Origin of the sequence: Acinetobacter sp. 10FS3-1, from assembly GCF_013343215.1 — a bacterium.
Lineage (GTDB): Bacteria > Pseudomonadota > Gammaproteobacteria > Pseudomonadales > Moraxellaceae > Acinetobacter > Acinetobacter lwoffii_C.
The window spans coordinates 201263-221286 of record NZ_CP039144.1; the positions used below are offsets into that span (position 1 = coordinate 201263).

Below are 20024 nucleotides of genomic sequence, written 5' to 3' on the forward strand. Positions count from 1 at the left end.
TGTTTTTCCCCTTATGGCTGTTCAACGAAAATGGTCACTGGCTTACCTTCTTTGCTTAATGTGATATTGCGAACATCACCATCAAACTTATAAACCGTCATGCCGTTTGAAGCGCGTACAGAAGTACGGTAAGCCGGATAGATCACTTGGTTCATAGTGCGAATAATCACATCATCACCGTAGACCCATGCTTTCACATCAGGGTTTTTAGTTTGCTGCTCAATGGCTTCTGCTGGCGGTACACCATCAACAAACATTAAAGCCATATCATCAATAGTTGTTGAAATGCGAGAAGCTGAATAACCTGAGAATCCGCTATATTTGGTATCTGGGCTAATACCAGGTACTTTCGCATCTACACGGAAATCAACATCATTCTGACCTGTAGTAAGTAAGAAGATAATTGGAGTAGTTAAACCTTTTAAAGTGATTGCTACGTTACCGTATGCGACTGGCGTAAGTGGTTCTAAAGATAGGACGTTTGTTTCAACCATATCTTCTTTTGAACTTGCTGATGCTGCACCAATACCATCATTAAATAAGGCACGGTTTAACGAGATTTTTTCGATATTCCACGGCTGCCCTGCATTATCTGTGAATACAATACTTGTCAACATCCCTGCACTTAAACGTAATGCCGGGGGTGCTTCACCAGGGTTTAGTGACAAGCCAACACTGCGCGTTACTGGTTTTGCAGTTGTTGGATACGGTGAAGCAACATGGCGTTGTTGATCAATAATATATTGCTTGAGCAAACGGACCTGTTCAGGCGAAAGCTGCAATTTACCGATCTCTTGCACCTTGCGATCAATTTCTGCGGTTGTATCAAAAGAACTACCAGGCACATTGATAAGCTGTGAAGCTGATTGGAATGTATTTTGTGGCTCTTCCGCAAATGCAGTAGCAGTAGTAAGCGCAACAACCGAAGATAATAAAAGTTTCTTAAACATATTCATCCACCTTAATCCACTGGATGCAGAGTTAGAGTTTTCACGCCAACACCACGAGGGTTGAACGCATTACGTTTGGTTTGAACAAGTCGAATTTGAGCGATATAACGCTCACTTGCCTTAGGCATTGCAGAACCGGCATAGAAGTCAATTTTGACCGGCACACGGACAATCCAATACAAGTTGTTATACTTGTCACGACCTTGATTCTCTAACTTTGGAGCAGAGAGGACGACAGCTTTAATAGAAAGCTTGTTGGCTAAAATATGGTTTACAAAACCAGAGTTGTTTAACGCTCTGTTGAACAGCTCTTTACCTTCTTCGGTGAAGTATTTAGACGTTGCTGTATGAAGCATGTCAGCATAGTTCACATAGTCGAATGAGTAAGCTGCGAGTACAGAGTTTTTAGCGAAATCTTCCAGGGCAACATGAGAAAACTCAGGGTTGGTATCTGGGTTCAATTCGCATATCACACTATTGTCGATTGTCTGAACAGTTTTATATTTTGGATACTGGAAGAAAGCCGACAATAATACGATGTTACCAATAAGTGATGCAGCAGCAATAACCATACTCAATCGAACTGTTTTACGCGATTGATAAAGGTTTTGTTCAACACGTAAATTTTCTTTGTGTACCGTTAAAATAGCCGGTGATGCAGCTCCAAATAGCTGTTTTTCAAGATTAGATAGCTGCTCAAGTGCTTCTTCATAAGATAAAGGCTCTTGAGGTTCTTCGTCCACGATCTGATCGTCGTTTTCGTTTTCGATTTCGTTTGCTTCTGCTTGAGCCTGTTCAGCTAATTCAATTTCGTTATTAAGAGCTTGCTCTGCATGATTTAGTGGGTTTTCATTGCTGTCATTATTGGTAGACATGCTGTTTTAACTCCCCTGTATTTGGCTCAAGCACACACACTGCTTCTGTGCCGTCATCAAAAATAATTACTTCGTATTGGTTCTTAATAAAAAGAAAGACGCAAATGCAACCAATGAAAACTATGACGTTTAACAGTCCAAACCATCGGAATGCAGCACCCATACCAGTGAGGAATTTGGTGTATCGACGCTTAACATTCGGGTCAAGATCACTGTAAGTTAGGGATTTACCCCATGTAGTTTCTTTAGGGTCGCTTAGACGCATTTCGTTTATTGAACTTTCGTCTTTTGACATAGTTTTTGACCTATTCAATCCTGGGCTAAAAGCACCATTAACCGGGCTAAATGCTCCGATCAGTGTGAAAACAGATTTATAAATTTAGACCATTGTTTTCGCTCCGCTTATCATAGTGAGTTGTGGTTTCATTTACCACGTTTGCTTCACTTAAATTTTGATCAATCGTAGAGTAGTAATCGTTTTCACAAGTTTCTAAAAACTCATATCCACCCGACACTTGTAATATTGATTCGGCGGTTGGGCTGAACTTAAAGTCTCCCCAACCACTCCATCCGTGAGCTTTTTTACCGTAATGATCACGATTAGTTTTGATGCTCGCGTGACCAAAGAATCCGGCAATTTCATGTGGTTCTTTATCCCCCGCTTTGGCATTCGCAATACATTGATGGCGAGTGCTATATAGCGTTGGACGCTTAGAAATATCCATTAATTCCTGACCAATAGAAGTAAGGTATTCCTTATATTTCTTGTACAACTCATTTTGCAGTGCACGATTTAACTTATCGGCACACCCCGCTTGAGGTACGCCGTTGGCATCAATCATTTGCTCTAATGTCGTATTTTTTAGGTACGTCTGGGTATGAGTTGCAGCCAGATTAACAGGGATATTTGTTAGCTGATCTGCGTCATTTGATTTGATTCCAGAATCAGCGAATAAACTTTGTTGAGAGAAAAATTCGTTATTCTTATAAAGGAAATCCATAGCTTTCCTTTCAAGACTAACTTGGTAAAAACAGTAGTATTCCATCAAATAGCGGGTTTCGGTTTCATCAATATCGCTGAGAACCAAAATACGGTGTGTGCCATTAGCGCGACCATGTGTATGCTTTGCATTTTTGACGCGCATAATTAAATCTTTTGTCTTAATGTCACAAAGGAAAGTAGCTTCTAACCATTCAATCGGTCGTAGACCTACAAGCATGTTCGCTTTAACAAAGCATTTTAATAAATCAATGATACGGATAGGCTTATCGTAATTCAGACTGACTAATGGAACTGGCTTTGGCTTTTTGGGTGTCCGTGTCAATTGACGTTTAGGGATATTTACTAGGTATTCATAAAAGCCCTGCTCAAAGCGTTTTGCCTTTAATGATGATGTTTCCGGCTTTTTATCAAATGCAGCAACTTCTTCATCGGTGAAGTCAATCTTTCGGATAGCTAGTTGGTATATGTCATTCAATACCATCATTGATAATGACGCGCTGACTTCTTGATCTAATTCATTTCTGCGCCATTTTTCATAATACGAAGCAATACCATAACAAAGGGCTGCTCTGTATATACGGAAAGTTGCATAAGTGAGTTCGGATTGATTGTAGCGATCAAATACGTCTGAAACTGTTGCAGACAAAGCATCAACAATAGGCAAGTGTGAAAACTTGCTAAAGTTAATTTCAAACTTACGCTGATAGTCCATCTGAGTTGAATCTTCCAACTGAGTGAACTTATGGAGCATATAGTCTCTAAGTCTTTGCGGATATTCCTCTACACTAAATTCCTTAGTGTCGATAGGATTAACCACCTCAACGATTTCTGCGTCAGTCACAGTAAACCACCAGTAATTTTAATATTTATCTCTTGGATTCGGCTAAAAGCACGAACAATTTGGAACTGCTAATCTATCATTTATTAAAAAGAAATCCAAAAGAACAGCGTCTTTGAAGGTCAATTATTATGATAAATAGGTCGCAACTCCTTAAAACCGTCTTGAGTATACTGTTATAAATGAAATTTCTGAATATCTTTTAAACAGGAATTTAAGCTTTTTTCCCAAATTCCTCATTCATAAAAAATTCTTTAATCCGCACAGCTTTACCAATTTTGTTTAAAAAAATACTACATGAAAATTAACTTTATTTTGCACTTTTTTTGCTAAAAAAATGGCGAATTATGTCTGAGGTTGCATTTATTTTGTATATCTCGGCATAAATTGTGCTTTTTCTTTGGAAAAAGCTTGGTTTATTCTATATGCTGATAGCGTCGATTAGTTGTTTTTTAGGCACTGAGGATTTCAGTAAAAATAAAGATGCCTGTTTTAATCTTTTTCTCTACAAAAACAAGGAAAATAGATTAAGATTTGTCAGCTTGCCTAAATCTCAATTTAGTCATGCACCAACGCACCTAGTCATAGTTAATGCTAACCGCGTTGGATGGTTGGAGCCTTACGCCCAAATTTATAATGAAAAACCGGAGCTTAAAATGCCGAACAAACGTAATTTAACCACGTTAGCCCTCGCTATTGCGGTTTCATCTCTAGCACTTGTTGGTTGCCAAACCACATCAAATACTTCTGCACTGATCACTCATAATGATGCTGCTAAACTTAGCGTTTTAAGCATTGTTACCGAAGAATCTCAAAAGGCTTTGTTAGCTCAACAAACGCTTAAAAATGCTCAAAAAGCTCAAGTAGAAAAACTGCGTGTTCAACAATCAAAAATTAATCACGACATTATCCTGGTTGACTATATCGGTGCGCCAGAGCTACTGCTTACAAGCACCGCTCAACACTTTGGTTATCGCTACCTTGAAAGTGGTAAAAAACGTGCGCTTCCAGTCGTAAATTTCACAAACCGTAAAGTTACTGGTACTGAACTGGTTAAAGACATTGCTACGTTCATTGATGGTCAGGCTGATATCACTCTTGATCACCAAAACAAAACCATCTTGCTTTCTTACCGTTAATCAAACCTCAGTTTGCTAAATAAACGTCAAAGAATGATTTACGGAGCATAAGAAATGATCGTAGATAATAGTCATGCGGAACTGCAAGAACTGTTAATGCAAGCAAACAATCCTATTACAGTGAATGAGGTTGCTACGCAGTTAAAGCAAGAAGAACGCCTAAGAATCATCATGGAACATGCCTATAACCATGCTGTTGCTCGTGGTATTGAAAGCAAAATGAACGAAGTTCGCCAAGCTGTTGCATTAAATGAACGCCAGTTTGATGCGATCTACAACTTTCAGCCATTAATGATTCAATCCAAAATTGTTCCACCGGTAATCACTGAAAGTCGTGACATTATCCAGAACCCGGATAGTCTGACAATCAAAACTACTGGTGCAGTGTACAAGATTGACCAACAAGCTCGTTTTGCCACGCTCCCCCCAAACTGGCGTACTTACCTGACCTTCCCAGAAGATCGCTATAAAGTTGGTACTAATGAAACTATTTCCGGTGATTTAGCACCTAAAAACCGCCTTGAGCGCGAGAAGGTCAAAAAAGAGATCATTCGTGGTTTTAAAGATGGTCAAGCTCAAGGTGTTGATATCTTCCAATACGCATTCAATAAGTTGAATCGTGATTACACTGGCATGATCAAATTCCATGAATTTGTTATGGCGGGTAAGCTGACTATGCCGGCTTTTGCTAGTCAAACACTTGCTGTTGCATCTACAGGCAACTCTCTATCTTTAGATCAAAACCTTTTAACTATCACTCAGTTGCCATCCTTCAATAGCAATATTGATACATGGAAATCTTGGATTACTCCAATTAAGGCTAAACCAGGTGAAGTTCAAATTCGCGTGAATAAAGCCGAAGATTAAAAATAGGTTTTGGGCTAAAAGATGAAGATTACACTAAGTGAATCATTGGATACTGCATCATCTTCTGCTCAAACTGCCGTTGTTAATGCAGCAGAGGTTATATCCTCTGCTAACGGCTTGAATAAAGATGGTGAATATCTAGGCGAAACTCATATTACAAGCCATCGTAATTATGAGGTGGCTTTAAAGACCTCTGAGGGTGATAACCTCTATAGGATTAACAACAGTGGTCTGTACGCTGTAGATTGGAAATCTGAATATCAAGACCCAGATCGGTTTGAAACATCAGATCATGTTGACGCTTTATTCCGTGAAATTCAGCATCAAGACGTATCTGATATTTACATTTCAGAGTTGTATCCAATCATCATCAAAAAGAACGGTGATTTATACGGTATTACACGCCGTACAATTGACCGTGGTGAAGCCGATTTCATTCTGCTGCACATTACTCGTGCCAGTGCAGTATCAGAGCTTAATGGTGGTAAACCAGTAAACTCGTGCTTTACCATGCTTGATGTTGATAGGAGTAAAAAGACAAAAATGGGCGCACCGGCTCGTGTGAGCTTTCGTGTAAACGCATCTGCAATCACAATTGCCGGGCGTGAAAGCTTCCAGGTTGTAATGCGAGCTATTCCATCTGAACCTTTGCACTATACAAAAATCGGTTTAGATAAAGAGTTCGTCTATTCTTGTTGCCCTACAAACGGCATCGTAATTATTGCCGGTGAAACAGGGTCAGGAAAAACTACAACGATTGCTTCTATCATTCGTGAAATCTTAGAGGGTGACACCCTGATCAAAGGGAATATTCTTACTCACGAAGAGCCGATTGAGTTCAACTATGATTCGATCTTTAGTAAGCATTCGATCATCAGCCAAAGCCAAATTCCAGAAAATTTCAAGTCGTTTAAAGATGCAAACCGCGAAGCTATGCGCCGTAAACCGGCTGCTGTATTGCTAGGTGAGTTGCGTGATGAAGAAACGATTGAAGCTGCTGTTGAACTTGCGCTTACTGGACACCCGGTATATGGAACCGTCCACTCTACAGAAGTCTCAACAATCATTCCGCGAATGGTGTCTCGATTCCCTGAATCAGCTCAAGTTCGCGCTTGCTTCGACTTAATTGACTGTGGACGAGTGTTTATTTCTCAGCGTCTTGTGAAAAACATTCAAACAAATCGACTGTTTGGTGTTCGTGAGTACCTTTACCTTTCTGCTGATCTACGTGTGAAGTTGAAATCATTAGGCAATCCTATTGCGATCAACAATGAAATCACTCGCATCATGCACGAATCTGATGGTAAAGGGTATGCAAGTTTAAGTTTTGCAAAACAAGCAGCAATCTTTCTGCAACAAGGAATCATTAATGATGATGGCTACCGCCGTCTTACTACATAAAAGGGGCATTTATGGCTGTAAATCATTGGTCGCAAATGCGACAACCGGTTCTCATGTTAGGGATGGATGCGACAGTTATTTTCCCTATTATGATCATTCTGTTCAGATTTCCTCACCTTAAATGGTGGCTAATCGCGCTTTCAATGATGCTTATTATTGTCATTATTACGCGATTTTTTAAATACCAATTCCGTTACGTTCCCGCAGGGCTGCGTAAATTTTTCTTTGGGGCGGATAAGCGCACCAAAAAAGCTAACCGTAACTTCAATTTCTAATTTGGTTTTATAATTCGGGTATCGAGATAAGTATGTCTACAAAAACTAACGCTGTGATTGAGGATGGTGTTATTTACCTCATTGATGAACACGGCAATAAATCAGAATATGTCCATTTGCTAGGGATAGATGATGGACATTCCCATATTAAAATTTATGGTGGCTTACACCCACTGACTAACGAGCCGATTATTTTTAAAATCCCATCAAAGGCTGCTATCGGTATCACTTTAACAAGTGACAAACAAGATAACGTCGATGGTCAGGTTGTGTCTGTTAATCAAAATAGCTTCACTGTATCCGATATCGTTACCCACCCTATTGATACTCGTACAGCCGACTATCCGTTAAGCGATTTCAATAAAGCATTAATTCACCAATGCTTATCCTTAGCTGAGCGCAAAGGTATTTTGCCTACTACAGATCGCAGAGTATTTGCAGCCACAGGCTTACCAGTGGAGTTGTTTTATTCCGGTCCTGGACGCAATACTTCACTGATTCAAAACAAAATTGATTTTCTAAAAAATGAAGATCAAGTCTACAATCACTTGGATGAACGTCAGGGCAGAAATCAGTTTAAGTTCATTGAACATGAAGTGTTCTGTGAAGCTCAAGCTGCATATTTTGATGCTTGCATGACTGATGAAGGTGGTTTAACCGAAATTGGTGCTGACTTATTAGAATTTGGCGCGGGTGTTCTGGATATCGGTGGTCGTACTACTGACTGTCTTGTTTCGGCTCCTGGTGGTCAAACTTTTTATCGTGAACGTACCAAAACCTTAGAGCTTGGTGTTTTAACCTTGTTCGATAATATCCGTGAGCGTATCAAACATAAGCTAGGTAACAATGCCACGATTAATAATAAATTTTTGGAAAAAGCTATCCGAACAGGTCAATACGGTTTAACCGGTAACAGTATTGATGTGTCAGATATCATTGCCGAAGAAAAACTCACTATGGCTAACAATATCAAAAACTTCTCTGACAAGAATATTGGGGATGGTAATGATTTAGCCGGTGTAATTTGTGTTGGTGGTGGTGCTACATTCCTGAAAAAAGAACTTCAAGAATGTATGCCAAACCTAATTTTTGTGGATGATAGCGAGTTCGCTAATGCGCGTGGCTTCTATAAGATGGCTCGACACATTTATGCACTACAAGAAAAAACTGCATCCTAATACTTAATTCAAAGAGAGCATATCTATGAGCACTAAGCATCTTCGGTATTCGCTTTCTTTGTCTCGATTGCCAAATGACTGCTGTTCATTAGCTAAATCTATTTTGGCTAATGAACAAAGCAACAATGAAAGATCATTTTTAAATAGTTTGCTTGCATATGGTTTTATGAATCGACGCGACAGAGATTGCAACTTCTTCACCACGAGCTTTGTAGGCAATACATCGAATGAAAGGCTACATCAATTTAGTATGCCGATCAGTGAAGAAAATAAAATTTTTGTCGATCACATTCTTAGTTTTAGGCAAGGAAAACTAAGAACCACTGAATACAACTATTTGTTATTTTGTGGTTTTAATGCTTTTATTGAGACATGCAAAAGATATGTTTTTAGCGAGAAATATCTTTTGGTCAATCTGCAAAATGAGATAAAGAACGAAATTTATTTATCAGGATTGTACCCTTTTCTTCTCACTCTAATTAACTTGGTTGATATAAAGGAATCCGAAGAAAAGTATTATTTTGATATTTATAAAACTTCAATAAATGAAATATTTAATGCCAACTTCCAAAGTTTTAGTGACTTTGTAAGTCGTACTTGCAAACAAGGTGATCAGTCAGACGCTATTGCAACGAAACAAAAGATGCCGGTTCCAGTGATTGAAACAGAAGTTATTAACCAGGCAGTAAGTGAGAAAAAAGACCAAAATACTAAAACAGCTCCAACCAAAGCTGTAAATACGTCTACCCCTCAAACTACTGATGATAAGCTGACTTCAACAATTTCTAGACCTGCAACCGTGGTAGAGAAAACTCCAAAAGATGATGACAAAAGCAATAAAAGTGCCGGTCAAAAAGCAAATTCTTTTTGGAAAGGCTTTAATTTGCAGCAATGAGGTTAGGTAATGGCTCAAGGTGGCGCACAACAACCTAAACAAGATGACGGTATCGTGGTATTTTTATGCGTAATCGGAATGCTGTCGTTTGTGACAATCGTTCTTTGGTTCCGCTTTCATACTGAATTAACAATAGCTACAATTTGGATTCGTGGCATATTTACCTCCCCTATCTGGGTACTCAATGTATTTCTGGCAAAGCTGTTTGGTGGTGCTGTACCAGGCATTTATCATTTAGTCCAAACAACTGCTGAAATTTGCAACCCTGCCGGCTCATATAAATTCTGGGCGTGTACTCGTGACCCTTCTACAGTTTCATGGTCTGAAATCCAATTCGCAAGTTTCTGGTGGAATGGGATTTACGCGATTATTGCTGTCTTTTATTTGGGTAAAACCTTCTTCCGAATCCAGAATGAACACCCAAGCGGTAAATTTAATAGACCGCACAGCCTGGAATCTTTCATTAAAGAAATGACCCCGATTTACCCTCACCTATCTGTTTTTGGTCCATTAAATCTATTAGACCGAGACAATATGCGTGGTTGGTATAGAGGAATGGACAGTGTTCGTGAATTTGCTTTTAAGCATAAGTTAATTAAAGGGATTCAGCACCGTAAGATTGACTATGTTGTAGAAGGTACAACTCAACAACATACTGATGAAACAGAGGTTATTCCTGTAGCTAACACTGAAAAGCTAACTACAATTATGAAAAAGCAGTTAGGTGAGCTTTGGATTGACGTAGATCACTTGGAAGATGGTGAAGTTATTATCTTGGCTTATTACATTGCTCGTGCAGCTTCCACTCAAGAAACAATGGAAGATGAAGAGTTTTATGCAATCGCTAAAACTACCCAAGAAATTGAAGATATGTATTGGAGTATTGCAGCAATTGACCTTAAAAATAAGCCAGAATTTGCTTACGATGAAAAAGATGAATCAACGTATATGTATGAGACACCTCATTCTTTTGATTCTTTTCCAATCGACGATCTGAAAGATCACATTAAAGCTTATATTGAGTATCCGGTAATTAAAAAGCTTCTTAAAAAACATGCTTATGCTAGAACTTTTATTATTGATGTAATCTATGAAGCACGTAAATTAGGGGTACTAGCTCCAACTTCAATTCGTTGGTTAAAGCTATATGATCGTACCTTATGGGCTATGATTGAAAACGTAGGTCGTCCTTCCTTGTTCTCAGAATGTTTAGGTGCAAATGCTCATTATGTTGTTGAATCTATTATGGGTAGAGCAATGCACGAGCCTAACTTTGTAGTAGCTATTAAAGGTTGGGAGCATCAGCTTCAATTCTATTCCTACAATGAGCAATTCGCTGATTTGAATGTTGGCACAATCAATGAAATGATCTTCAATCATAAAGGTGAAATTGCTGACGTTTCTCCATTCGATGTAACACGTTTTGATTCTTTAGGTACTAATGAAATTAAGTCGGAGGAATCACAAGCATCTTCACCAGTAGAAGAAAACATTAAGTTCTCTTAACTTTTTGTTTTTATTGGAATTAATAAGAGCTGATAAAATTTTTTTTATCAGCTCTTTTTTCTTATTCAATGTGATCAAAAACTGTTATTATTCAATTAACAGTATATCTGTTTGTTCCTGTATTTAACGGACTTTTATAGAATGAATAACTTAAAAATGAAGAACGCTTTATTAGCGTTGTCAGTGTCATTGTTTGCGTCAACTATTTATGCTGCTCCAAGTGCTGAACTGCAAAACCGTATGAAAGCAATGGGAACAGTGCAAAATCATCAAGTTATTGACGGTGGACTAACTGCATGGACCATATCTTCTAAGTCTGGCAAAGTTGCTGTTTTTTACACCACTCCTGATGAAAAGGTGTTAATTAAAGGCAACCTCTGGAAAACGGCAGATCGCAAAAATATCTCTGATGATATTAACTTAAAAGCACTTAACTACGCTTCTCCTGAATTTAAACAACGTGTACTAGGTAAAGCCACCCAAACTACAACAGCGAATGGTAAACATGCCAATCAGCCTATACAGCAAAACTTTACTGCTGAAATCGTTGGCAAGTTTAATGGTCCAGTGCCAGAAATTATTAAATTATTAGATCAAGCTGCCGGTTATAAGGAAGGCAAAGGGAATGCAACGGATACTCTTTATGTATTCTATGACCCACGCTGCAAATGGTGTCACCAAGCTTATTACGAAACTCGCAGATATGTTGATAAAGGTTTCACAATTAAGTGGCTCCCTACCCTGGCGTTAGGACAAAGCGAAAGCGGTTATCGAATGGCTGCTTCTATCCTTCAATCACCTAAGGCTGATTCATTAGAAAAAAACTTTAACCGTGATGCGTCTTATCAAGTAGACCCTACTGATAAAAGCCGGAAAAATATTGATACCAACCTTGAACACCTCCTTGCTTTAGTGGCGGGTTTTGATGGAAAAGGTGCGCGTGTATCAGTTCCAACAGGCTTTTACATCAATAAACGTACCGGGAAAATCAAAAAAGTTGATGCCCTCTCTGAATCCATTAATTTAGAAATGGTTTTCGGCAAATAAGAGGTTATCAATGAAATCTAATCATCAGGTATTCCAACATTTACCACTCTTAAACTTCCAGTTAATTACTGAAAAGAATGAAAATGGTAATCCCATAGCAACAAAGCTCACCATCTTTGTCGATTCAGATGAGGATGATCTAAATCGCAACCTTACAGATATTTCTTTAGATCATCCTCATGTTTATGACTTTTCATTGAAATTTGAGGGTTTTCAAAGCTTCTTAGGTGGCTCAGAAAATGAGAAGTTAATCTCAGGTAAAGTTATCTTGGTTGCTAAGGTCAATGAGCTGAGTGAACGTCTCGATATTGCAGAACGCATGTCGGTTCAAGACAAATTGATCGAGTTAGCTGCTCCAAAATTACGTGTTTTACCGGTTAAGGCTGCGACCTCAAAACATCCGGCAATTTGGGCTTCGCCAGAAGATATTGCGCGTCAAATTAAAAGCAATTGGCTTGATGTGTTTTCAAGTGCTTTAAGTGGATACCTAGTACAAAGCTATAATTTGTTCAACGCTAAAAGTATTGCCGAAGCAATTGAAGCGAATAACGAGCAAACTGCCCTTTTTCACACTTCCACTAATACTAATGCCAAAACAAATAGTGGTGATTCTCAAGAATCATCACTATTCGGTAATTTAAACAGCAAACAGAGAAAACTCGCCTATTCAATTAGTGGTTTTACGGCTGTATTTTTATTCGTTATTGCTGCAACCCTAGTGAAGTCAGTGTTCTTCCCAGGTAACTCTATAAACCAAGCTCAATTAGCAAATAATAACTTCCAGGTTCCAACAAATGTTATGAGCCTAGAAGAAGCAAAAAAAGCCCAATTGCGCGAACTGGGAATCAACCCGGATGATCTTGCAGCCGATCTAGGTTGTTTTGTAGAAGAAAACTAAAGGTTAGCAACGTATGGCATCAAGCAAATATTCAGAAGAAGCTCTTGAAAAGCTGAATGATCTTCGGACACAAATTGACAATGACACTCTTGATTTGATCGCCCGACTATCAGCTTGGCGTTATTGTCTGGCATGGTTAAGTTCATTTAGCCGAGTAGTCAGCAAAGGTAATGGTTTAGAAGATATACAACTAAATATTGCTCAAAGAAATCAATTCGCTTTCTCATACAATAGAAGTAAGTCTGAACATTTTGGAATAATTATCCAGACACCAGATTACTTCTGGATGCGTGATATTAAGATTCAATCAGCCACTATTCTTGAAGATGGTGTGGTTTTATTCCTTAGCGAGCTTAAAACCAACGGCTTTTATGTAGCCGGTCTTGCCATCAAAATCCCATTCGCAGAAACGCACCGTGAAATACTTAAAGATGCAAAATTAAAAGCAAAACATTTATGGTTAATCCGCATGGATAACAAAAATGGCAATTTAACTTTTAATGAGATTCACCGCCAATCTATCCCGATCACAGATAAGCCGTATAAAAGCGTAAAAGGCAAAAAGAGGTCTTTCTAATATGAATACAGCCAATAATACTACTTTGAAAGCACTCGTAATTGGGTGTTTAACATGGGCTATGTGCCAAACTGGTTACACTGCATTTAAAGAAATCAGTACAGCCGGGAATGTGACTCAAGCATCACATAATACCCAAAACATTCAACGTACTTCTATTGAAAGTCCAGATTTAAATATTCAAGCCCCCCAGAAATCTAGCGATATCTGGTCAAAAATCAGTGAAAGTACACGTTATAAATCTATCGGCAATGACGAGCAAATAGCCAATACCACAGCATCAAATAGCGAAGTTAAAGAGCTACGTGAAGAAGTTGCTCAAATGCGTATTGAAATGGCTCAAATTAAAAGCGATCTTCAAGCTCTACAAATTGAATCAATGCCAGGTTCAAAAATGTTAGCTAAAAACTAATGCAGAATGCCCTTTTAAGCCCTTCCGAGGGCTTTTTTCACTTCTATAAGTATGAGTAGTCAACCATGCAAAAACAAGCCACAGAAGAACAATTAAGCGTTGTTGACCGGTATATGTCCGGCGAGAGTTTTAAAGTTATGGCTTTTGCCGGCGCGGGTAAAACAACGACATTAAAAATGATCAGTGACAGATCGCCTTCTAGGAAAGGATTGTATCTAGCATTCAATAAAAGACTGGCTGATGAAGCTAAAACAAAGTTTCCTAAAAATGTCCAGTGCGCAACCTTTCACTCCTTTGCTTTTCGGAATACCCCAAGATGGTTGACTGAAAAACTTAAACGCCCACGAATATTGCCTAGTCATATTTCCGATAAATTTGGACTAAAACAAATAGAACTGAAAAATGGTTCTGACAAATTTACATTGACACCCAACCAACAAAGTAGCCTTATCCTTAAAGCTATTAATGATTACTGTGATTACAGTGGAACTAAGATTACCTATAAAAATGTTCTAGGTGTAATGCCAAATCATATACCTGAAATTTTGCATGCAGATATCGCAGATTATCTCACCAAATATGTTTATCAATTGTGGTGTGATTTCTTATCTGAAAAAGGTAGTTTTGCAATAAATCATAATATTTATTTTAAAGAATGGTGTCTGTCTAACCCTATTTTAAATTACGATTATTTATTAATTGATGAAGCTCAAGATTTATCAGCTACACAATTTAAAGTTCTTATTGGACAACAGCAATCTCAAGCAGTGTACGTGGGAGATAGTTCGCAGCAAATTTATGAATGGCGGGGAGCTGTAAATAGCATGCAAAATCTACCTTTAAAATCTGAATATTTAACTCAAAGCTTTAGATTTGGTGAAAGCATAGCTACCGTATCAAATATCATTTTGCAACGTGCACTAAATGAAACTAGACCAATGCGAGGGAACAAACTAATAGATTCTAAAGTCTTTAATGATAAGAATATTGAAAATTCTAATGGAATTTTGTGTAGAACAAATGCCGTAGCATTTGCTAAATTTGTTGAATTAAGCTCGAAAAATATTCCGGCAAGAATTGCTTTTGAAACAAATACCATTTTGAAATTTACAGAAGATGCTCAGAAATTGAAAGCTAATATTCCGGTTGATAGTGGTGACTTAATGGGCTTTCAATCTTGGTTTGATCTACTTGATTATATCGAGCAAAGTGGTGATGCAAACTTAAAAACACTGGTTAAAATTATTGATGAATATGGTCCAGAACAAATCAAATCCTTGATAAATAAGTCGCAAAATATTGAATCAAATATCCTAGTAACTACAGCCCATAAAGCAAAAGGTCTTGAATTTGACCGTGTAAGTATCGAAGATGATTTTCAATATAAGTTAATTGGTAATGAGCTTCAAATGTCAAAAGAAGAAGCTAGACTGATCTATGTTGCCCTAACAAGAGCAAAGAAAAATCTTCATTTACAAGGCGTATTTGATTTAATCCAAGCCCTGAAAAATCCAAACATCACAATTAAATTCAAGTGATTACCATGAAAGATAAAGATCAAATTTTAAAAATGTGTATCGAAAGTTATGCAAATCCTAATGGTATTTTAGGATTATTTGCTAAAAAAAATTCACAAACTGCAAACCAAATACCTTGCCTTGTTGAGTTTTATATCCTTTTAGAACAAGTCTTATTAGAAGATAAATCTTTATATGTTTCTGGAAATCCAGAGAACTATGAGTACAAGCAAGGAGTTTATTTCTTCAATGAAAAGATGATTGTTTGTCTCGATATCGAACCTAACACACTTCAATATCAAACCTACTGGACTACTGGGTTTATCAGAGAAAGTAAACATTTTACTGAGTGTTCTGGTTCTTTTCTTTTTACTTTTGATTTTGTATCAAATGAAGATTTTAACGCTTCATTCATTCCCCATATCTACAGTTATTTTGTAATTGATAAGAGTTCAGAAGAGATTGTACCTATTCTAAGCATGACATATTTAGAAGATTTTAGAGAAAATTTAGATTTTGTAACTGATGGCATTAACTACCTTTCTGAAACTTTTGGCTTTAAGGTTAATCCAGAAAAAATTAAAAACAAAATATCGTTAAGTATCTAATTGTTAATATGTTATAGACCTATTAAACTATTTTTATAGGTCTATATCCCCCTTATATTTTTCAAGACTAATAGAGCTACAATCCAAACTATGAATCCAAAAAACCTAGTTTACTATAAAAATAGGTTTTTATTCTTTAGCACTATAGTTTACTAATTTACTCCTATAAAAAGCTAGTTTCATAGTTTCATAGTTTCATAGTTATCTGCAATCAGCCTACGAGGAATTTTGATTAAAAACATAGTTTTATAGTTTTCTATTTTTCTATTTTTTCAATGTCGAAGATTGTTTTAGTTTCATAGTTATCTATTTTTATAGATAACTATTTATATATTTTCATAGTTTCCTATTTAGCTATTTTTGTAGTTACCTACCTTCCTATTTAAGTGGCTTCCCAGTTTCATAGTTATCTATTTTTATAGATAACTATTTATATATTTTCATAGTTTCCTATTTAGCTATTTTTGTAGTTACCTACCTTCCTATTTAAGTGGCTTCCTAGTTTCATAGTTATCTATTTTTATAGATAACTATTTATATATTTTCATAGTTTCCTATTTAGCTATTTTTGTAGCTACATACCTTCCTATTTAAATGGCTTCCTAGTTTCATAGTTATCTATTTTTATATATACCTATTTATATATTTTCATATTTTACTATTTAGCTATTTTTGTAGCTACCCACCTTCCTATTTAAGTGGCTTTCTGGTTTCATAGTTATCTATTTTTATATATACCTATTTATATATTTTCATATTTTCCTATTTAGCTATTTTTGTAGTTACCTACCTTCCTATTTAAGTGGCTTCCTAGCTTCATAGTTATCTATTTTTATAAATACCTATTTATATATTTTCATAGTTTCCTATTTAGCTATTTTTGTAGTTACCTACCTTCCTATTTAAGTGGCTTCCCAGTTTCATAGTTAGCTATTTTTATAGATACCTATTTATGTGGGTTCATAGTTTTCTATTTAGCTATTTTTGTAGTTACCTACCTTCCTATTTAAGTGGCTTCCTAGTTTCATAGTTATCTATTTTTATAGATACCTATTTATGTAGGTTCACAGGTTTATATTTAGCTATTTTTGTAGTTACCCACCTTTCTATTTAAGTGGCTTCCTAGCCTCATAGTTGTCTATTTTTAAAGACTCACACCCAACTTTCAATTTGGCTTCCTGGGTTGGTAAACAAAAATACAAAACCGTGCTCAACATTCTTTACGTCCTCAAGGCAAAATCTGATTGAACAAACCCATTCAAAGTATTCTGCATACAACCAAATAAAAACACCTCACACGATTGAGCAGATTTTAATTCGCAGACTTCGAGATCAATGAAGTTTGCGATCAGCTAAGAAAGTATTTTCAAAGCACAAACCCCATTAAAGGCTTTTAAAAGATCACCTCAAAATCCCTTAATACAAGAAGAAACTCCCTGTAATTTTTTCATAAAGCAAAGCATGGGTTTGATAGCAACACTCAAGCACAAGTAGCTCTACAGGAGCACAAAACTATTTTAATAGTTTACTATTTACCCAGTTTGCTATTTAACTATTTTTATAGTTTCACATATACCTATTTACCTAGTTTTCAATGGTTAAAAATCACACATACAGCACACATAGTTTTCTATTTTCACACTTACCTATTTTTATATTTACCTAGTTTTATAGTTTTATTTTTAACTTTTTTCTAAATCCTATATAGCTGTTTTATATATGATTTTAGTTAATAAAAACTATTTTTATAGTTTTTACTTTTATTTTTTTAAATTTTATTTGTGTATGAATTTTTTTCATAAATTAAGTACATACATATTGTTGTGTTTTATTTTTTAGTGCATAATCGCCCTTAACAACTTGTAGCTAAGGCAAGTTATTTTCAAAGGGTATTGTTATGAAAAATTTAGTTAGTAAAAAAATTAATGGACCGGGATATGTAATTGTTGTCCATTCACCGAAGGGGGGTTGTGGTAAGTCCACAACGTCAGGGAACTTGGTCGCTACTCTTATTTCCAATGGTTATAGCGTTCAAGCAGTTGATCTCGATCAACAAGGTAATTTTAAATCTGCTTGTAATTCTTATTTCCAAAATTATATGCAAGATGGCTATGGTCGTTTGAAAGTTAAGCATGACCCAATCATTAATAGTGAAGAATCTTATAATAAGATGAGCCTGAACTTGAGACGCTCTGTTAGTGAACCTAAAGCGGGGCGTAATACAGGTGATGAATTAATGCAAGTTCGTGTTCCACTTGCTTTATTATCAGAAATTGAATATTTACGTGAAGAAAATGATTTTATCGTTATTGATACACCGGGGATTGAAAACCCATTCTTAACACAGCTTATTTTATTGGCTAATTTAACCGTTGTGCCTGTTTTGCCATCTAACTACGATATTTTGGCTTTAAGTCGTCTTGTAAGCAGCTTGGTAAATACTGCAAATACATTAGGTGTAAATCCGGCAAGCATTCCTATTATCTCAATGATTAATATTTGTGATAAACGTGACCCAATGGTGAAACAAATTCGGGAAGTCTTAAATATGACAGGATTACCTTGCACTCAAACAGTCATTCCGCAGCGTCAACAGTATCGTAGAATGACTTTTTCTGGTGTGCTTGGTGACATGGCTGATGCAGGTAAACCTTACTTTACTGGTCCTAAACGCGCAGTTGCGCCATGTATTGAAGATCAAGAAAGCTTAATAAAAGAAATTTTCTATTACTTAGAACATGGTGTTTTACCTGATCTGTCTAAGGAAGATGAAAACACTGATACTGATAACGAATTAACACATCAAGAAGCAAAAGCAGGGGAATAATATGACTACCAATAATAAAGGCAAAGCCGGAACACCTAATGTTCAGCCTATTGGCGGTGGCTTATTAAGTGGTGCTCGAACTAATCCTGTTACACAACAGATTAAACAAAATGCTCAGACTTCTGCTGCTGATGACGCTGAAAAACTAGCTAAAGCTCAGGCAGAAGCTAAAGCTGCTGCTGATGCTAAAGCTGCTGCTGATGCTAAAGCTGCTGCTGATGCTAAAGCTGCTGCTGATGCTAAGGCTGCTGCTGATGCTAAGGCTGCTGCTGATGCTAAGGCTGCTGCTGATGCTAAGGCTGCTGCTGATGCTAAAGCTCAGGCAGAAGCTAAAGCTGCTGCTGATGCTAAAGCTGCTGCCGATGCTAAGGCTGCTGCCGATGCTAAGGCTAAAGCGGAAGAGAACACAAAAAATGAAACCTCCGATCTCAGTGACAATTCAGGAGAGCAGGAGGGGGGCGATACAGAAGATTCAAAACGCACCTTAAAGCGCAATGTGATCTACCGCTTTGCGGGATTAACAACTGAGGGGCGTATAACTCAATCCAATTTTGGAATTGATGCAATTTTGCATTCTAACCTAAGAAGCACCCTCATTAATAATGAGCGTAATCTGTCTTATAAGGACTTCTATACCCTTATGAGTGTAGCAATGGTCGAAGGTTTAATTGACGTTGAGAAAATCATGCGTGATCTATACAAACGCAATTTAATTAAACTAAAAGAGTCCAAATAATAAAAAACCCGCATCATGCGGGTTTTTTATGCTTTATTTTTTTGGTTTAGGATAGTGCATTTCAATTGCTGCTTCGGCTAAAGAGAAATAGAAATTAGCTTCACATTCAATATCTAAATAGCCAGTGAAATTTGAATATGGCACTGAATTTGAAATTTCTGTACAAGCCTGGACACCCTTCTGATGATTCAGGTTTATTTCTTTCCATTCAGCTTCATTTATCGCCTGTTTCTTTGATGTGCGAATACTCTTAATCTGAGAGGTTAGCGCATCTTGCGCTGAATCATAACAATTCAGGATCGTATTTTTACTGTCGTCACCATTTTGTTTCAATGTAGTAGAAATACAGCTACCAAATTGATTTTTGATTGAATCATAGCGAGCTTTTTCAGACGCACAATCAGCATGAGCTACAGTAGAGAACAAACCGACAATGGCACAGCTCATAAAAAATTTAAGTTTCATTCTAGGTGCT

General features: G+C 37.0%; 20 protein-coding genes. 15 read left to right on the forward strand and 5 right to left on the reverse strand.

The genetic code is table 11. From position 1 onward, the window contains the following. Positions 1 to 11: 11 nt before the first annotated feature. From E5Y90_RS15150 to E5Y90_RS15165, 4 genes are all read right to left on the reverse strand, one after another. A complete protein-coding gene (locus E5Y90_RS15150; RefSeq protein ID WP_163146710.1) occupies positions 12 to 950 on the reverse strand; it encodes a DotH/IcmK family type IV secretion protein in 939 nt (312 codons plus the stop codon). 11 nt (positions 951 to 961) lie between these two features. Then, the gene (locus E5Y90_RS15155) at positions 962 to 1825 is read right to left on the reverse strand and encodes a DotI/IcmL family type IV secretion protein (RefSeq protein ID WP_163146711.1); all 864 of its coding nucleotides are present in this window, start codon (positions 1823 to 1825) and stop codon (positions 962 to 964) included. After that, entirely contained in the window at positions 1812 to 2120 is a 309-nt protein-coding gene (locus tag E5Y90_RS15160) for a hypothetical protein (RefSeq protein ID WP_163146712.1), read from the reverse strand. The genes E5Y90_RS15155 and E5Y90_RS15160 overlap by 14 nt, the downstream gene beginning before the upstream one ends. Before the next feature lie 76 nt (positions 2121 to 2196). Next, a complete protein-coding gene (locus E5Y90_RS15165; protein WP_163146713.1) occupies positions 2197 to 3669 on the reverse strand; it encodes a hypothetical protein in 1473 nt (490 codons plus the stop codon). A 422-nt stretch (positions 3670 to 4091) separates the two neighbouring features. Here E5Y90_RS15165 and E5Y90_RS15170 point away from each other — a divergent pair, with 422 nt between their 5' ends. From E5Y90_RS15170 to E5Y90_RS17395, 15 genes are all read left to right on the forward strand, one after another. Beyond that, positions 4092 to 4805, forward strand: coding sequence for a DotD/TraH family lipoprotein (locus E5Y90_RS15170; RefSeq protein ID WP_163146714.1), 714 nt, complete (start codon positions 4092 to 4094; stop codon positions 4803 to 4805). Positions 4806 to 4859: 54 nt separating this feature from the next. Then, entirely contained in the window at positions 4860 to 5672 is an 813-nt protein-coding gene (locus E5Y90_RS15175; RefSeq protein WP_163146715.1) for a type IV secretory system conjugative DNA transfer family protein, read from the forward strand. A 21-nt stretch (positions 5673 to 5693) separates the two neighbouring features. Then, positions 5694 to 7073, forward strand: a complete 1380-nt coding sequence (locus E5Y90_RS15180) for an ATPase, T2SS/T4P/T4SS family (protein ID WP_163146716.1) — start codon at positions 5694 to 5696, stop codon at positions 7071 to 7073. A gap of 11 nt (positions 7074 to 7084) precedes the next feature. Beyond that, complete coding sequence (locus tag E5Y90_RS15185) at positions 7085 to 7348, forward strand: hypothetical protein (protein ID WP_163146717.1); 264 nt, start codon at positions 7085 to 7087, stop codon at positions 7346 to 7348. Between the two features lie 32 nt (positions 7349 to 7380). Further along, entirely contained in the window at positions 7381 to 8526 is a 1146-nt protein-coding gene (locus E5Y90_RS15190; RefSeq protein ID WP_163146718.1) for a ParM/StbA family protein, read from the forward strand. Positions 8527 to 8551: 25 nt separating this feature from the next. Further along, positions 8552 to 9421, forward strand: a complete 870-nt coding sequence (locus E5Y90_RS15195; RefSeq protein WP_163146719.1) for a hypothetical protein — start codon at positions 8552 to 8554, stop codon at positions 9419 to 9421. Between the two features lie 9 nt (positions 9422 to 9430). Then, complete coding sequence (locus E5Y90_RS15200) at positions 9431 to 10927, forward strand: hypothetical protein (protein ID WP_163146720.1); 1497 nt, start codon at positions 9431 to 9433, stop codon at positions 10925 to 10927. Between the two features lie 141 nt (positions 10928 to 11068). Next, the gene (locus E5Y90_RS15205) at positions 11069 to 11974 is read left to right on the forward strand and encodes a hypothetical protein (RefSeq protein ID WP_163146721.1); all 906 of its coding nucleotides are present in this window, start codon (positions 11069 to 11071) and stop codon (positions 11972 to 11974) included. Positions 11975 to 11984: 10 nt separating this feature from the next. Continuing rightward, complete coding sequence (locus E5Y90_RS15210; RefSeq protein WP_163146722.1) at positions 11985 to 12872, forward strand: hypothetical protein; 888 nt, start codon at positions 11985 to 11987, stop codon at positions 12870 to 12872. 13 nt (positions 12873 to 12885) lie between these two features. Beyond that, complete coding sequence (locus tag E5Y90_RS15215) at positions 12886 to 13449, forward strand: hypothetical protein (RefSeq protein ID WP_163146723.1); 564 nt, start codon at positions 12886 to 12888, stop codon at positions 13447 to 13449. 1 nt (position 13450) lies between these two features. Then, positions 13451 to 13861 carry a hypothetical protein gene (locus E5Y90_RS15220; protein WP_163146724.1) on the forward strand — a complete coding sequence of 137 codons (411 nt, stop codon included), beginning with the start codon at positions 13451 to 13453 and terminating at the stop codon, positions 13859 to 13861. A gap of 65 nt (positions 13862 to 13926) precedes the next feature. Then, on the forward strand, positions 13927 to 15399 hold the full coding sequence (locus E5Y90_RS15225; protein ID WP_163146725.1) for a 3'-5' exonuclease: 1473 nt from the start codon (positions 13927 to 13929) through the stop codon (positions 15397 to 15399). A 5-nt stretch (positions 15400 to 15404) separates the two neighbouring features. After that, positions 15405 to 15986 carry a hypothetical protein gene (locus E5Y90_RS15230; RefSeq protein WP_163146726.1) on the forward strand — a complete coding sequence of 194 codons (582 nt, stop codon included), beginning with the start codon at positions 15405 to 15407 and terminating at the stop codon, positions 15984 to 15986. A gap of 1897 nt (positions 15987 to 17883) precedes the next feature. Then, positions 17884 to 18813 (forward strand): ParA family protein, encoded by a 930-nt coding sequence (locus E5Y90_RS15235; RefSeq protein WP_163146338.1) that lies wholly within the window; start codon positions 17884 to 17886, stop codon positions 18811 to 18813. A gap of 1 nt (position 18814) precedes the next feature. Continuing rightward, positions 18815 to 19549, forward strand: a complete 735-nt coding sequence (locus tag E5Y90_RS17395; protein ID WP_180192490.1) for a hypothetical protein — start codon at positions 18815 to 18817, stop codon at positions 19547 to 19549. Between the two features lie 33 nt (positions 19550 to 19582). Here E5Y90_RS17395 and E5Y90_RS15245 read toward each other — a convergent pair whose 3' ends face one another. Further along, a complete protein-coding gene (locus tag E5Y90_RS15245; protein ID WP_163146339.1) occupies positions 19583 to 20014 on the reverse strand; it encodes a hypothetical protein in 432 nt (143 codons plus the stop codon). Between the last annotated feature and the right edge of the window lie 10 nt (positions 20015 to 20024).

Bases quoted from the DNA above. Each gene is read 5' to 3' on its own strand.
- E5Y90_RS15175 (WP_163146715.1), top strand. From the start codon at position 4,860: ATGATCGTAGATAATAGTCATGCGGAACTGCAAGAACTGTTAATGCAA.
- E5Y90_RS15155 (WP_163146711.1), bottom strand. From the start codon at position 1,825: ATGTCTACCAATAATGACAGCAATGAAAACCCACTAAATCATGCAGAG.
- E5Y90_RS15150 (WP_163146710.1), bottom strand. From the start codon at position 950: ATGTTTAAGAAACTTTTATTATCTTCGGTTGTTGCGCTTACTACTGCT.
- E5Y90_RS15185 (WP_163146717.1), top strand. From the start codon at position 7,085: ATGGCTGTAAATCATTGGTCGCAAATGCGACAACCGGTTCTCATGTTA.
- E5Y90_RS15190 (WP_163146718.1), top strand. From the start codon at position 7,381: ATGTCTACAAAAACTAACGCTGTGATTGAGGATGGTGTTATTTACCTC.
- E5Y90_RS15170 (WP_163146714.1), top strand. From the start codon at position 4,092: ATGCTGATAGCGTCGATTAGTTGTTTTTTAGGCACTGAGGATTTCAGT.
- E5Y90_RS15245 (WP_163146339.1), bottom strand. From the start codon at position 20,014: ATGAAACTTAAATTTTTTATGAGCTGTGCCATTGTCGGTTTGTTCTCT.
- E5Y90_RS15210 (WP_163146722.1), top strand. From the start codon at position 11,985: ATGAAATCTAATCATCAGGTATTCCAACATTTACCACTCTTAAACTTC.
- E5Y90_RS15235 (WP_163146338.1), top strand. From the start codon at position 17,884: ATGAAAAATTTAGTTAGTAAAAAAATTAATGGACCGGGATATGTAATT.
- E5Y90_RS17395 (WP_180192490.1), top strand. From the start codon at position 18,815: ATGACTACCAATAATAAAGGCAAAGCCGGAACACCTAATGTTCAGCCT.
- E5Y90_RS15200 (WP_163146720.1), top strand. From the start codon at position 9,431: ATGGCTCAAGGTGGCGCACAACAACCTAAACAAGATGACGGTATCGTG.
- E5Y90_RS15220 (WP_163146724.1), top strand. From the start codon at position 13,451: ATGAATACAGCCAATAATACTACTTTGAAAGCACTCGTAATTGGGTGT.
- E5Y90_RS15205 (WP_163146721.1), top strand. From the start codon at position 11,069: ATGAATAACTTAAAAATGAAGAACGCTTTATTAGCGTTGTCAGTGTCA.
- E5Y90_RS15225 (WP_163146725.1), top strand. From the start codon at position 13,927: ATGCAAAAACAAGCCACAGAAGAACAATTAAGCGTTGTTGACCGGTAT.
- E5Y90_RS15180 (WP_163146716.1), top strand. From the start codon at position 5,694: ATGAAGATTACACTAAGTGAATCATTGGATACTGCATCATCTTCTGCT.
- E5Y90_RS15195 (WP_163146719.1), top strand. From the start codon at position 8,552: ATGAGCACTAAGCATCTTCGGTATTCGCTTTCTTTGTCTCGATTGCCA.
- E5Y90_RS15160 (WP_163146712.1), bottom strand. From the start codon at position 2,120: ATGTCAAAAGACGAAAGTTCAATAAACGAAATGCGTCTAAGCGACCCT.
- E5Y90_RS15230 (WP_163146726.1), top strand. From the start codon at position 15,405: ATGAAAGATAAAGATCAAATTTTAAAAATGTGTATCGAAAGTTATGCA.
- E5Y90_RS15215 (WP_163146723.1), top strand. From the start codon at position 12,886: ATGGCATCAAGCAAATATTCAGAAGAAGCTCTTGAAAAGCTGAATGAT.